At 43.0% G+C, this 16,187-nt stretch carries 5 protein-coding genes; all 5 read left to right on the forward strand.

The features are described from left to right. The 5 genes from smpB (at position 1) to A4H00_RS06985 (ending at position 16,129) form a co-directional block, all read left to right on the forward strand. The gene (gene smpB, locus A4H00_RS06965) at positions 1-468 is read left to right on the forward strand and encodes an SsrA-binding protein SmpB (protein WP_067088524.1); all 468 of its coding nucleotides are present in this window, start codon (positions 1-3) and stop codon (positions 466-468) included. Between the two features lie 398 nt (positions 469-866). Next, entirely contained in the window at positions 867-9,026 is an 8,160-nt protein-coding gene (locus A4H00_RS06970) for a Rib/alpha-like domain-containing protein (RefSeq protein ID WP_067088526.1), read from the forward strand. Positions 9,027-9,527: 501 nt separating this feature from the next. Beyond that, positions 9,528-11,768, forward strand: a complete 2,241-nt coding sequence (locus A4H00_RS06975; RefSeq protein WP_067088527.1) for a glycoside hydrolase family 68 protein — start codon at positions 9,528-9,530, stop codon at positions 11,766-11,768. A gap of 897 nt (positions 11,769-12,665) precedes the next feature. Next, positions 12,666-13,526 (forward strand): SAM-dependent methyltransferase TehB, encoded by an 861-nt coding sequence (gene tehB / locus A4H00_RS06980; protein ID WP_067088528.1) that lies wholly within the window; start codon positions 12,666-12,668, stop codon positions 13,524-13,526. Positions 13,527-13,678: 152 nt separating this feature from the next. Beyond that, a complete protein-coding gene (locus tag A4H00_RS06985) occupies positions 13,679-16,129 on the forward strand; it encodes a heavy metal translocating P-type ATPase (RefSeq protein ID WP_067088530.1) in 2,451 nt (816 codons plus the stop codon). The last annotated feature ends 58 nt before the right edge of the window (positions 16,130-16,187 follow it).

The following is a 16,187-nucleotide window of genomic DNA, read 5'->3' on the forward strand; positions in this document are numbered from 1 at the left end:
ATGGCAAAGGGTGAAGGAAAGGTCTTAGCGCAGAACAAGAAAGCCCGGCATGATTATACGATTGTCGATACCATTGAAGCAGGTCTTGTCTTGACTGGTACAGAAATCAAATCAATCCGTGCAGGACGGATCAATCTGAAAGATGGCTTTGCCCAGATTCGTAAAGGCGAAGCCTGGCTCAATAATGTCCATATTGCCCCCTATGATGAGGGAAATATCTGGAACCAAGATCCGACGCGCACACGTAAGTTACTCCTGCGCAAGAAGCAAATTGCCAGCCTAGAACATGAGGTAAAAGGAACAGGTATGACCCTTGTTCCCCTTAAGGTCTATCTGAAAGATGGCTTTGCCAAGGTGTTGATTGGGATTGCCAAAGGAAAACACGATTATGACAAGCGTGAATCGATCAAGCGCCGTGAACAAAACCGCGACATTGCTCGCACGATGAAAGCAATCAATGCGAGGTAGAGGTGCCAAGGAGTTGGAACTGGCGCTGTCAATCACGCAGTAATGACTTGTAAGAGAAGCTGGAATTGTGTCCGGCTTCTTATTTTTTTACGACTAAGGTACAGTTTATATCCAAAGCATTTAAGTAAGTATCCTAAAAGCGCTAACGTTGATTTTCATTAAATATAAGGTAATGTGACTACCAAAATATGAAAATAGTAAATAATCAGATAGCAAACAAGATGAGAAAAGCATCTAAAACAGAAAAAATATAGAAAAAATAGATAAAAAGCTTAAATTTGCAAGGGATTTCATTGACAAAATATTCGGGGGGGGGTATAATATAAGGTAAGATACTAGAGGTACTTTTTAATAAAGGTAATTCTTTGTCTATAAAATTTATAAAGGAGTATCTACTTGTGAAAAGAAATAATAAAAGCAAGTTTGATTGGTATGGCTTGAGCCAACGGTTTTCCATTCGGAAATACCATTTTGGTGCAGCCAGTGTTCTTCTAGGAACTGCGGTGACGTTGGGACTAGCGACTAACGTATCAGCAGATGAAGTTGAGGTGGCAAACACAGCACCTGTAACGACAGAAGTTGCTAAAACAGAAGTTGCCCAAGTAGAAGAAGTAGCACCAGCTGAGGTTAGTAGCCCAGTTGAAACAAGCAAGCCAGTAGTAGACCTAGTCACAGTTAAAGGATTGGCGCTTGATACCTTGAAAGAATTAACGGCATTAACTGATGCAGAAAAAGCTGTTTTTGAAAAAGACATCGAAGCAGCTTCTACTCAAGAAGCGGTCAATGAGATTGTAGAACTAGCAAAAGTTGCAAACAACAATGCAGCGCTAGCAGCGGACCTCAAGGCGCAAGAAGCAGCAGCTGAAGCTGATTTAGCAGCAGCAAAAGCAACTGCCGTAGCAGGTCTAGAGGCTTACACACACATCTCAGCAGAAGCTAAAGCAGACTTTGTAGCTCAAATCAATGCAGCTGAAAACCGAGTAGCGCTTGACGAGATAGCAAAAGAAGCAAGTAAGGCTGAAAAGCGTGCGATTGCTTTCCCAACACAAGGAGAGCCAATTCCAACTGGAACAGGCATTCGGAAAGTAAGCTCACAGCTTTACACAGATGCAGTTAGAGAAATCAAGGCTTTGGAAAATCTGACGGATATTGAAAAACGTTATTACACAGCAGAATTGACCAAGCTCACAAAGGGCATCATCAATCGTGATGATCAAGCAAATGATGTTCTTGCAAAAGCAAGAGCACACAATACGCTGGTTGCTAAAAATCGTGGAACTTCTGAAGCAGATGCAATTGAAAATACCGTTGCGCCAAATGCAGATAGCAGTGCAAGCGGAAGTGTCCGCCAAAAATTTGGTGGTGATATCAATGATAACGATGAACGGTATACTCGCCCACTTCCAGGTGTGAAAGTCTACGCCCAATGGTTTGAAAAAAATGGATATGCCTCTCCGATTTATACCTCTACTTCTAATGAAGATGGTAGTTTCGGTATTGGATTAGCAGACTTCATTGGTGCAGATGGGAAACTGTATCGCTTTGATGCCGATGCGGCTCTACCACAGGGAGAAAAATGGCGTATCTGGTCTATCAATCCAGACACCAATAAATACACCCTTCTTTACTCATTTGGGGATGAGCAAATTGCTCCTGAAGGCATTGTAAAAGATATTACTGCGGGAGCGAATCAAAGTCTTACAAATGACAATTTGACAAATGCTAAGATTTTGTATGCTTATAAGACCGATGATGTATGGCGTCAAGATGCAAAACCAACAGAAGCGGTTATCACCGAAGGTGGGTACGTCAAAGGTTCGGTCTACTGGAATAACAACTCTCCAGCAGGGAACCAGATTACAGTTGACCTAGCGAGTCGTGAGAATAAATTTGACCTTGGGATACCAGGAGTTAAAGTGTATGCTTCTTATCTAAGTGACTACGCTGTTGCCCAATTGAATGATGCAGAAGTATTGAAAAACTTTATCGATGCTAGTTCAGAATGGCAACCATCTGTCAATAGGGACAAATCGTCAAATATCCGTGGTGCAAAATGGACACAGGCAAACGAAGATAAACTACGTGCCTATATCCTTAAACAAGTAAAAGCTGACCGTGCAAAATGGGTAGCTGAAACAGTTTCCACTACCACAACTGGCGACGGTGATTTTGCCCTTCAATTCAACGGTACATTTGGTTTGAGGTGGAATCATCAAGGACCAGGTTCGGCAGCAAGCGTTCTTAAAACAAATGCGAATGTTGTGAATGCTCAGACTGGTGAATCAAAACCAGGTACAGAGTGGAATGGGGTAGTAGCACCAAGTCCTTCTTATGGTTCATGGACATCGCTTCCTAATATTGGAAATCCAAGAACATTGGCAGATGCACCAAAACACGTCAATACTGATTGGGTATTTGTAACGACAGAAGAAAAAGAAGGCATTTCCTTCTACACACCATTCTATGGCGATGTGCCAAAAGGTGGTACTGGTGGTAAATTTGACCTTCAAGGTGTTGGAACACGTTGGGATACCGTCATCCGTGATGGAAATACGCTTGGTTTAAATAATGACAGTGTGACCAATGTTTACTTTGCGGCTGTTAATGACAATTTGACATTTGACATCTACAACTACGATTCGTTCAAAAATGTGGCTCATCCAGGAGATACTGCAAGCACGAAAACAGCTGGATTGGCACCAAACCACGGAGAAACCTATAAGATTATCTGGAAGGATGAGGATGGAAAAGTTGTCCAAGAATCAGATCCATTGCAAGTAAATCCAGACGGAACTCTTCCAGAAAGTTCATTCATGGTTCCTAGCGACCTTAAAAAGACAACGATTTACTTTGCAGAATTATACGCACTAGGAAAAGACGGAGCTCTTCCAAACTATCCTATTCAAAAAGATTCATTTACAGCGGTTTATCGTGAACTTCCTAAGTATGAAGATACCTACTCCGATTTGGGAGTGAAGAAAGCTTCTGCAGCTCCGACATTTGATATTGAGCACACACCAGACGTTGAGAAAAATCCAGCACCAAAAGGAGCAACATTCGATTTCGTATCAGCAGATGGTTCTGATACTGCTCCAGCAGGATTTGCGATTGATTCTAAGACCGGTGTCATCACCTGGAACAATCCAACAGAAGATACAACCGTTGATGTTGAAGTTACATATGCAGATGGAACAACAGCAACAACAACTGCTAAATTCTTTATCAATAAACCGGACAAAGACAAGTATACCCCGGCTTATGAGGATACAGAGGTGAAAGCTGGCAAAACCGCTGCTACTAAAGCGCCAACCTTTACAGATAAAGAAGGTGCGCCAGCAACTCCGACAGTTACGAAGTATGAATTGGGCGTAGAACCACCAGTAGGAGCGAGCGTAGATCCAACGACAGGTGTAGTCACTATGCCAATCGGAGACAGTGCTGGTCCTGGTACTGTGTTTACTGTTCCAGTTAAGGTTACTTATGAGGACGGTTCGAGCGAAGAAGTAAAAGCTAAAATTTCAGTTGTTGCTTCTGACAATGACAAATACACCCCAGCTTATGAAGACACAAGCGCAAAAGCTGGTGCAACTGCTACTTCTAAAGCCCCAACCTTTACTGAAAATGGAGGCACTGAAGCTACACCAACCGGTGTGAAATATGAATTGGGCGATAATGCTCCAGCAGATGCTCAAATCGATCCAAACACAGGCGTTGTAACCCTTCCAATCCCAGAGGGCACTGCTCCTGGTACAGCATATACTGTTCCAGTAAAAGTTGTCTACGAAGATGGAAGCAAAGACGATGCAGCAGTCAAAGTGACAGTTGCTGATTCAGATAAAGACAAATACACCCCAACATACTCAGACGCTAGCGGTAAGCCAGGTGAAGCAGTGACGACAAAAGCGCCAACCTTCAGTCCAGAATTACCAGCAGATGCTAAAAAACCAACCTACACAATCTCAACAGAGCAACCAGCAGGAACAACTCCACTTCCAGCAGGAACAACAGCGACAGTTGACGGAGATGGTAAGGTTAGCGTAACTGTTCCGTCAGATGCAGCTCCAGGAACAGAGTACACGATTCCAGTTGAAGTAACCTATGGTGATGGCTCTAAAGAAGTTGTCCCAGTTAAGGTAACAGTAGCAGAACCAGATAAAGACACTACTAAACCAACTATTGAAGCAATCGGTGACCAAACAGTTGTGGAAGGTAAAGCAATCACTCCAATCACTGTTAAAGCAACAGACGATTCAGGTAAAGCACCAACAGTAACTGTTGACGGTCTTCCAGATGGTGTTACTTACGATCCAACAACAGGTGTGATTTCAGGTACTCCAACTGTAGACAATTGGGGCACAGATGAAGAGAAACCATTCACAGTAACGGTTACAGCGACTGATGAAGCTGGTAACAAGACAACTGAAACGTTTGACATCAAGGTTCAACGCGACACTGATAAAGACGGAATGCCAGATGTGACAGATCCAGATGATGACAACGACGGATTTAGTGACGAAGATGAGAAAACAGCTAAGACAGATCCGAAAGATCCAACCAGCAAGCCAACAGTCACTACAGACGCTGACAAGTACACCCCATCTTACTCAGACGCTAGCGGTAAGCCAGGTGAAGCAGTGACGACAAAAGCGCCAACCTTCAGTCCAGAATTACCAGCAGATGCTAAAAAACCAACCTACACAATCTCAACAGAGCAACCAGCAGGAACAACTCCGCTTCCAGCAGGAACAACAGCGACAGTTGACGGAGATGGTAAGGTTAGCGTAACTGTTCCGTCAGATGCAACTCCAGGAACAGAGTACACGATTCCAGTTGAAGTAACCTATGGTGATGGCTCTAAAGAAGTTGTCCCAGTTAAGGTAACAGTAGCAGCACCAGATAAAGACACTACTAAACCAACGATTGAAGCAATCGGTGACCAAACAGTTGTGGAAGGTAAAGCAATCACTCCAATCACTGTTAAAGCAACAGATGATTCAGGTAAAGCACCAACAGTAACTGTTGACGGTCTTCCAACAGGTGTTACCTTCGATCCAACAACAGGTGTGATTTCAGGTACTCCAACTGTAGCTGATTGGGGCACAGATGAAGAGAAACCATTCACAGTAACGGTTACAGCGACTGATGAAGCTGGTAACAAGACAACTGAAACGTTTGACATCAAGGTTCAACGCGACACTGATAAAGACGGAATGCCAGATGTGACAGATCCAGATGATGACAACGACGGATTTAGTGACGAAGATGAGAAAACAGCTAAGACAGATCCGAAAGATCCAACCAGCAAGCCAACAGTCACTACAGACGCTGACAAGTACACCCCATCTTACTCAGACGCTAGCGGTAAGCCAGGTGAAGCAGTGACGACAAAAGCGCCAACCTTCAGTCCAGAATTACCAGCAGATGCTAAAAAACCAACCTACACAATCTCAACAGAGCAACCAGCAGGAACAACTCCGCTTCCAGCAGGAACAACAGCGACAGTTGACGGAGATGGTAAGGTTAGCGTAACTGTTCCGTCAGATGCAACTCCAGGAACAGAGTACACGATTCCAGTTGAAGTAACCTATGGTGATGGTTCGAAAGAAGTTGTCCCAGTTAAGGTAACAGTAGCAGCACCAGATAAAGACACCACTAAACCAACTATTGAAGCAATCGGTGACCAAACAGTTGTGGAAGGTAAAGCAATCACTCCAATCACTGTTAAGGCAACAGATGATTCAGGTAAAGCACCAACAGTAACTGTTGACGGTCTTCCAACAGGTGTTACCTTCGATCCAACAACAGGTGTGATTTCAGGTACTCCAACTGTAGCTGATTGGGGCACAGATGAAGAGAAACCATTCACAGTAACGGTTACAGCGACTGATGAAGCTGGTAACAAGACAACTGAAACGTTTGACATCAAGGTTCAACGCGACACCGATGGCGACGGAATGCCAGATGTGACAGATCCAGATGATGACAACGACGGATTTAGTGACGAAGATGAGAAAACAGCTAAGACAGATCCGAAAGATCCAACCAGCAAGCCAACAACAACTATCGATGGTGTGTCAGATAAGACCGTTACCGAAGGACAGCCAATTGAACCAATCACTGTTACAACTACCAACGTTCCAGAAAGTGGTAAGACAGAAGTGACAGGTCTTCCAGACGGATTAACCTTTGATCCAGAAACTGGTAAAATTTCAGGTACTCCAACTAAATTGACTGATTGGGGTAAAGAGGAAGAAACACGTGAGTTCAAAGGTAAAGTTGAAGTAAAAGACAAAGATGGTAAGGTAATCGCTGAAAAACCATTTGTTATCACTGTTCAACGCGACACTGATGGCGACGGAATGCCAGATGTGACAGATACAGATGATGACAACGATGGCTTCACTGACGAACAAGAGAAAACAGCTAATACAGATCCGAAAGATCCAAACAGCAAGCCAACAGTCACTACAGATGCCGATAAGAATGATCCAAAAGCGAAGGAACAAACAGTTGGTTTGAATGAAACACCAAAAGCAGAAGATTCAATTGAAAACTTGAAAGACCTGCCAGCGGGCACTACAGTTTCCTTCAAGGACCCAGTTGATACTTCAACCGAAGGTGAAAAGAACGCAACAGTAGTTGTGACTTACCCAGATGGTTCAAGTGAAGAAGTTCCAGTTAAGATTGTCGTGAAAGACAAACTTACAGACGCCGATAAGAATGATCCAAAAGCGAAGGAACAAACAGTTGGCTTGAATGAAACACCAAAAGCAGAAGATTCAATTGAAAACTTGAAAGACCTGCCAGCGGGCACTACAGTTTCCTTCAAGGACCCAGTTGATACTTCAACAGAAGGTGAAAAGAACGCAACAGTAGTTGTGACTTACCCAGATGGTTCAAGTGAAGAAGTTCCAGTTAAGATTGTCGTGAAAGACAAACTTACAGACGCCGATAAGAATGATCCAAAAGCGAAGGAACAAACAGTTGGCTTGAATGAAACACCAAAAGCAGAAGATTCAATTGAAAACTTGAAAGACCTGCCAGCGGGCACTACAGTTTCCTTCAAGGACCCAGTTGATACTTCAACAGAAGGTGAAAAGAACGCAACAGTAGTTGTGACTTACCCAGATGGTTCAAGTGAAGAAGTTCCAGTTAAGATTGTCGTGAAAGACAAACTTACAGACGCCGATAAGAATGATCCAAAAGCGAAGGAACAAACAGTTGGCTTGAATGAAACACCAAAAGCAGAAGATTCAATTGAAAACTTGAAAGATCTGCCAGCGGGTACTACAGTTTCCTTCAAGGACCCAGTTGATACTTCAACAGAAGGTGAAAAGAACGCAACAGTAGTTGTGACATATCCAGATGGATCAAGCGAAACAGTTTCAGTTAAGATTGTCGTGAAAGACAAACGTACAGACGCCGATAAGAATGATCCAAAAGCGAAGGATCAAACAGTTGGCTTGAATGAAACACCAAAAGCAGAAGATTCAATTGAAAACTTGAAAGATCTGCCAGCGGGTACTACAGTTTCCTTCAAGGACCCAGTTGATACTTCAACAGAAGGTGAAAAGAACGCAACAGTAGTTGTGACATATCCAGATGGATCAAGCGAAACAGTTTCAGTTAAGATTGTCGTGAAAGACAAACGTACAGACGCCGATAAGAATGATCCAAAAGCGAAGGATCAAACAGTTGGCTTGAATGAAACACCAAAAGCAGAAGATTCAATTGAAAACTTGAAAGATCTGCCAGCGGGTACTACAGTTTCCTTCAAGGACCCAGTTGATACTTCAACAGAAGGTGAAAAGAACGCAACAGTAGTTGTGACTTACCCAGATGGTTCAAGTGAAGAAGTTCCAGTTAAGATTGTCGTGAAAAATGCTGATAAGACAGCTGATAAGCCAACTATCATAGCCAATGAGGATGGGTCTGTAACAGTTAAACCAGGTGCAGATAATGTAAAAGAAAGCATTACCTACACCGATGAAGCTGGTAATAATCACACAATTACCATCACTAAAGGTGAAAATGGCAACTGGACAGCAGCAGGTGCACTTCCAGAAGGTGTGACAATTAGCAAAGACGGTGCCCTAACTATTCCAGCTGATAAGGTTAAGGACGGGTCAACTGTTACTGCTACAGGTACAGACAATCAAGGCAATACAGAAACTGCGACTGGTACTGCAGGACATGCCAAACATCATGAAGTATCGAAAAATCCGCCAGTTGTGGAAAAACCAACCTTGGTGATTCCAAGACCAGTACCAGCTCCAGATTTAGGAACTCCAAAACCAGGTAAGCAAGGTCAACCAAGTACGGAGTTAGCTGGTAAACAAGAAAAACCAAGTACAGAGTCAATGAGCCAAAAATCACCAACTCCAGTGAAGATGGCTTCAGATAAAACAGCAGATAAATCAATGGAATCATCCGCTACGACTGCAGCACTTCCTAAGACAGGTACAGAGGCTTCTAATGTGGGAGTTTATGGCCTAGCAGCCCTTGGACTTGCAGGCTTCTTAGCCCTAGGTAAACGCAAGAGAGAAGACGAAGAGTAGACTTCTCTTCCCTCTCATACTATACAAACGCTTAGAAAGAAATTTCTAGGCGTTTTCTTTTAATGCTCGTCAAAAATTAACCTCTGACGTCGTCATACTCATTTAATTTAAAAAATAGCCATTTTATCTATAACTGTTTATTTATGCTGATAAATAAATGTAACAAAGTAAGTCCAACAGAATATTCTTTCAGTAAATGGAATGGACAGTAATTAAAAAAATAGGTAGTTTATGCCTGAACCTTCTAAGAAAGTAGTAAAAAAGCTAACTTTGATTTTCATTTAGGATCACCTTGCTGAACTCTAGTTCCATCTGGCGTTTCGTTGCCTAGTCAACTGTTGATTTTTGTAGAGTATAGACAGATAGTGGAGGATCTACTTTGTTGTTTTGAAAATAAAGAGAAATTTTCATAAAAGCACTCAGAAAATATGCTAAACGTTTGACATATTTAGAAAAAATCTGTAGAATATCTAATGATAAATTAAAATTTAGGAGTATAGTATGCAACAGTCAAAGAAGAAATTAATCGCTCTTGGTGTAGCGAGTGCTTCGTTAGCAGCTAGTCTGACATCGATGAATGTAAAGGCAGACACAGAACCAGCATCAAATCTTACTGACAGTGAAAATATTCAAGCACCATCTGAATCGGTAGAAAAGTCAAAAACAGGAGTAGCAGAAACAACTGCTTCTACGACTGAAAAAGATACGGCTGAGGTTTCTAATAATAATAATAATAATGCTTTAGAAGAAGCAACGAAGGAAGAAACAGGACAAGGCCAACCTACTGATGAGGCAGCACAAAAGGAAGAAAAGGCAGCAGAAGTATCCTCACGTCTCAATAGCCCAGCTCTTCCAATCAATCCTACAACTGGACTGACAAGTGATGCAGAGAAAATTGCTTCAGAAGCGCAAATCGATATTGCAACCTTAACTGAAAAGCAAAAAGAAGCCCTTAATAAAATTGTTTTAGTTGATACGGCAGAATCTGGCAATCGGATGACGTACAAGCAATTTGAAGATATTGCGAATGCTCTGGTAGAACAAGATCCTAAGTATGCAATTCCATATTTTAATGCTGAAGTTATCAAAAATATGCCTGCAGCAACAACAAAAGATGCGCAGACGGGCGAAGTAGCTGATTTAGATGTCTGGGATTCATGGCCAGTACAGGATATCCGGACAGGGCACGTTTCGAACTGGAATGGTTATCAGCTTGTTGTGGCTATGATGGGTGTTCCAAATACAAACGACAACCATCTTTACCTCCTTTACAATCAATATGGGGATAACAATTTTGATAATTGGAAAAATGCAGGTTCCATCTTTGGATATACTCAAACGCCTGCCATCCAACAGTGGTCTGGTTCAGCGGTTGTTAACTCAGACAACTCGATCCAATTGTACTACACACATGTGGATACAACGGATCAAAATAGCAATAACCAACAACTTGCCACTGCAACCTTAAATCTTGTTCTTGAGAACGGAGAGGTTAAAATCAAGTCAGTTGAAAATGATAGAGTATTGACACCTGAGGGTGGAGATGGGTACTTCTACCAAAGCTACAAACAATGGCGTAAAACCTTTACAGGGGCTGATAATATCGCGATGCGTGATCCACACGTGATCGAAGATACAGATGGAAGCCGTTATCTTATATTTGAAGCGAGTACAGGGGAGCAAGATTACCAAGGAGAGCATCAAATCTACCGCTGGTCAAACTATGGTGGAGATGCTAAGTATAATGTCAAGAGCCTTTTCCGCTTGTTAGAAAATGCTGACATGTATGACCGTGCAAGTTGGGCAAATGCTGCGATTGGTATTTTGAAATTGACTGGTGATGAAAAAACACCAGAAATTGAACGTTACTATACTCCACTTGTAAGCTCTCCAATGGTAAGTGATGAGATTGAACGTCCAAACGTTGTCCGCTTAGGTGATAAATACTATCTCTTTGCAGCGTCGCGTCTGAACCATGGAAGTAACAATGATGCGTGGGTGAATGCAAATTACAATGTTGGGGATAACGTTGTCATGCTGGGTTATGTATCTGATTCCTTGACAAAAGGCTATAAACCACTAAATATGAGTGGTGTTGTCTTAACGGCATCTGTACCAGCGGATTGGCGTACAGCTACCTATTCTTATTACGCAGTACCTGTAGAAGGCTCATCAGATACCCTACTTGTTACGTCCTATATGACAAACCGTAATGAAGTCGCTGGAAAAGGTAAAAATTCTACTTGGGCTCCAAGTTTCCTTATTCAAATTCTTCCAGATAATACGACACGTGTCTTGGCTAAGATGACACAACAAGGGGACTGGATTTGGGATGAAGGTAGTGAGACTCAAATCACGGTTGGAACAAGAGATACTGCGCATCTTCCAGGTGAAGATGATGGCTATATCGATTGGAATGTTATTGGTGGTTACAACTTGAAGCACCATACAGCTCACGTTCCAACACGAACAACGCCAACTCCAACGCCAACACCGTATAGACCGACTCCAAGCACTCCACGGGTAACTCCTGAAGTGCCAGTGAGAGAAGTTCCGAAAGCTCCTGTGGCAACTCCAGCGGTCTTGAAGCCAGTGACTCCGACTCCTGTGTCAAGTGGGGAGAGCAAGTTACTTCCGAAAACAGGTGTTGCAAGTGAACAAAGTGGATTTGTTTATATGGCAACTGCTCTAGGTTTAGCTGGTTTGGCAATGCTTCCTAAACGGAAAGAAGAAAGGGAGTGAGACAAAAATCGGTATTTCGTAGAAATCGATTTTGTCAATTTTGCTTTCTTATTTCTAGGCTCAAGTATTAACAGTCCATTGGACTGTCTTAACTCTCTAGTTTCTAAGCTCGGGTATCAATAGTCACTCACCTGACTATTGATATGCGTCAAACTGTTAAAGCTATAAAAGAAGCGAGGCTTGGGCACTTTTGTCTCAGCCTCGTACCAGTTCAAATGTTTCTAACTGTTCATCAGCTCCTGTAGCGTGGGAATAGTTAGGTATAGGAGAGAGAATTGAAAGAGTTCTCTCTTTTTCTATTCTATAAGGGAGTGGGGAAAATCAGGATGAGCGCGTCGCGCTACCTATAAAAAAATCGTGATTTTGAAGAAATCGATTTTCCTCACTCCTTTCTTTCTAGGTTCGGGCTAAACGAACCCACTGGATTAGTTTACTCCCACCCCGCATGTTGACTAGCTTCCACAATTGAGAATTGTGGAAGGCTGGAAATAGAACGAGCGCAGCTCGCCCCTTGCAATTGAGAATTGTGGAAGGCTGGAAATAGAACGAGCGTAGCTCGCCCCTTGCAATTGAGAATTGTGAAAAGTTGGGAATAAGGCTAGCGAAGAACTATTCGCTAGCCTCTTCTAATAGAATGTTGATTCATCAGCGTTTTACAAACCAGACAATCCTCGCTTTGGGGGTCTCTAGGCTCGGGTATCAATAGTCACTCCCCTGACTATTGATATGCGTCAAACTATTAAGGCTATAAAAGAAGCGAGGCTTGGGCACTTTTGTCTCAGCCTCGTTAGTTAGAATGGGATAGACAGAGATTTCTAGGTGTTTCCGTTTAAAAACTGGAGAATAGTTGCAATGCGGGCAGGATTCTTTTACAATAGTAGAAAAAAGGAGATTTCTATGCAAGAGTTAGTAGCCTATAAACGGATGCCCATATGGACAAAGGAAACCGTTCCGACGGAGATTACCCATAAGCACAATACCAAGGTGGGTACTTGGGGCAAAATCAAGGTCGTAACGGGCGAAATCAAGTATGAAGCCATTTCAGACGAAAATGAGATTACTGCTATCCACCATTACCGAGCGACTGATGACATTCCCATGGTGGAGCCACAGGCTTGGCACCGTGTGACGTTGCTGACAGATGATACTAGCTTTTTTGTCGAGTTTTTCTGTCAACCAGAGGATTATTTTGCCAAGAAATACGGCTTTACCCGTACGCATTCGGAAGTCATTGAAGCTTTAGAGACCATTACTGAGCCATGCAAGGTCCTAGATTTAGGCTGTGGTCAAGGCAGAAATGCCCTTTATTTGTCTCAAAAAGGATTTGAGGTGACAGCTGTCGATCATCACCTGCCAAGTCTGGAGACCCTTTTGACAGTAATGGAAGCGGAAGATTTAGAGCTACAAGTTGGTCAGTATGATATTCATCAGGCACATCTTGAGCAATCCTATGATTGGATTATTTCAACGGTTGTCTTGATGTTTTTAGAGCGGGAGCGCATTCCAGCTATTATTGAAAATATGCAACAGCAGACCAATAGTGGTGGCTATAATTTGATTGTTGCGGCTATGAGTACGGATGACGCACCATGTCCGATGCCCTTTTCCTTCACATTTGCTCAGAATGAGTTGAAGGATTATTACAAGGATTGGAAATTAATCAAATACAATGAGGATTTTGGCCAGCTTCATCGTCGAGATGAAAATGGCAATTTCTTACGTTTTCGCTTTGCGACCATGTTAGCGCAAAAACCATAAGGAACTGGAAGGGGGAGGAATCAATTTCTGTGAAAGCAGGATTGAATGTTCCTCCTATTCTTCTTTTTTGGAACAAATTGTTTACAAGTGTAGTCGAAAAAGGTATACTAGTTATATAGAAACTACATTTGTAGACAAAGAAAGGAGATTGGATGAAGAAAACCTATGCTGTAAAGGGAATGACGTGTGCATCTTGTGCTATGACGGTTGAAAAGACGCTCCAGTCCTTAGCGGGTGTGAAAGAAGTGAGTGTGAATCTGGCGACTGAGCAAGCAAGTATTGGTTACGAAGAAGAAATCATAACAGAAAAAGAGCTGATAGCAGCGGTGACAGGAGCTGGCTATCAATTGATTTCTCATGCCAAAGAGGAAATCTATCAGATTAAGGGAATGAGCTGTGCCTCCTGTGCTATGGCAGTCGAACGGAGTGTCGGACAACTTAGTGGAGTTGAAGAAGCTGCGGTTAATTTGGCAACAGAAAGCCTCACTATTCGCTATGATGCGAGTATTCAGTCTCCTTCAAGCATTCAAGAAGCGGTAAAGGAAGCGGGCTACGAAGCGTTATTAGCTGAGACAAGTCAGCAGCTAGACAGGGGGGTGGAGCAGGCAGAGCAAGCAAAGAAATTATGGCAACGATTCATCTGGTCAGCGATTTTTGCCCTTCCCTTAGTATATCTTGCTATGGCTCCGATGCTTCCATTTGGAAAAGCATTGGTACCAGAAATCTTTCACAAGGCTCCGGTAGCTGCCCTCGTTCAACTTATCTTGGTCTTACCAATCGTGTATGTTGGACGTAGCTTTTACCAAAAGGGGCTCAAAACCTTGCTGAAAGGGCATCCGAATATGGACTCCTTGATTGCGATTGGCACAGGAGCTGCCTTACTGCAAGGTCTAGTCATGACAGCTCTTTTGTGGTTGGGTAAGGTAGAGGTTGGGCATGGTGAGCATGCCGAATTATATCTTGAATCAGTTGCGGTTATTCTCGCCTTGATTACGCTTGGTAAGTATTTAGAGACGGTATCAAAAAGTCGGACCTCGGAAGCCATTCAGCATTTGCTGTCCTTAACTCCTCCAACTGCCCGTGTTCTTCGAAATGGGGAGGAATTAGAACTTCCACTTGAGCTGGTTATGGTAGGCGAGCAATTGTTGGTTCGACCAGGCGAAAAAATCCCTGTTGACGGAGAAATTAGTGAGGGACAATCCACAGTAGATGAAGCCATGCTAACAGGAGAAAGCCTGCCAGTGTCAAAAACAGTTGGAGATAGCGTATTTGGTGGTTCAATCAATAAAAATGGAGCCTTTAAAATGATAGCTACCAAAGTTGGAAAGGATACGGCCCTTGCACAGATTATTCGCCTGGTAGAAGAAGCACAAGGGTCAAAGGCTCCTATTGCTCGATTAGCCGATCAGGTGGCAGCCGTCTTTGTTCCTATTGTCATGATTTTGGCTTTGGGAGCAGGTCTATTTTGGTTAATAGCTGGAGAGTCAGTAACCTTTTCCTTGTCGATTGTCATTGCGGTACTCATTATTGCCTGTCCTTGCGCTTTGGGACTTGCTACGCCAACGGCTATCATGGTTGGTACAGGAAAGGGTGCAGAGCAAGGTATGTTAATCAAGTCAGGTGAAGTGCTAGAACGTGCGCAAAAGCTAGATACGATTCTGTTAGATAAGACGGGAACCGTAACAGAAGGCCATCCACAAGTAACGGACATCCTGACTTATCAAGGCAAATCTGAGGAGGAAATCTTGCTACTAGCAGCTAGTATGGAGTATTACTCAGAACACCCCTTGGGGGAGGCAATTTTGTCTTTTGCTAAGGAAAAAGGATTAGCTTTGCAGAGCGTCGATGCTTTTCAATCTGTTTCTGGAAAAGGAATTATAGGGATAATCAATGGACAAGAAATCCTTCTAGGGAATCTTTCTTTCATGGCTGAACAGGATGTTGCTATTGAACAGGCAGCATCCGACAGTTACCTTCTTTCTCAAAATGGGAAAACACCAGTCTTGTTAGCGTTGGATAAGCAGTTAGTCGCAATCATTGGTGTGGCAGATAAGATGAAGCAAACAAGTTCACAGGCGGTGAAACACTTGCAGCAGATGGGGCTAGAAGTTGTCATGCTAACTGGAGATACACCAGAAACGGCTGAAGCGATTGCAGCGCAAGCGGGCATTCAAACAGTTATCAGTCAGGTTCTGCCAGAAGATAAGGCAGCTGTTGTCAAAGAATGGCAAGAAAAAGGGAAAGTGGTTGCCATGGTTGGAGATGGAATTAATGATGCTCCAGCTCTTGCTCAAGCAGATGTTGGTATTGCCATTGGTTCGGGGACTGATGTGGCCATTGAATCAGCTGATATTGTTTTGGTGCGCAGCGATTTGGTGGATGTAGCTCGGACGATTCGGTTGAGTCAGGCAACTCTGCGTGTCATTAAGCAAAATCTTTTTTGGGCCTTTGCCTATAATGTCATTGGGATTCCAGTTGCTATGGGGGTATTGCATCTCTTTGGAGGTCCCTTGCTGAACCCCATGTTAGCTGGAGCAGCCATGTCCCTCAGCTCGGTATCGGTCTTAACAAATGCCTTACGCTTGAAGAAAACTCGTCTGTAATAGACAAGACCAGGGATTGTTAGAAAAAAGAATCGAAAATGGGAAACAAAATACTAGC

Source organism: Streptococcus marmotae, from assembly GCF_001623565.1.
Classification (GTDB): Bacteria; Bacillota; Bacilli; order Lactobacillales; family Streptococcaceae; genus Streptococcus; species Streptococcus marmotae.

What these genes read in the sequence shown, in the direction of transcription:
- smpB (WP_067088524.1), top strand. Translation starts at nt 1, where the DNA reads ATGGCAAAGGGTGAAGGAAAGGTCTTAGCGCAGAACAAGAAAGCCCGG.
- A4H00_RS06985 (WP_067088530.1), top strand. Translation starts at nt 13,679, where the DNA reads ATGAAGAAAACCTATGCTGTAAAGGGAATGACGTGTGCATCTTGTGCT.
- tehB (WP_067088528.1), top strand. Translation starts at nt 12,666, where the DNA reads ATGCAAGAGTTAGTAGCCTATAAACGGATGCCCATATGGACAAAGGAA.
- A4H00_RS06975 (WP_067088527.1), top strand. Translation starts at nt 9,528, where the DNA reads ATGCAACAGTCAAAGAAGAAATTAATCGCTCTTGGTGTAGCGAGTGCT.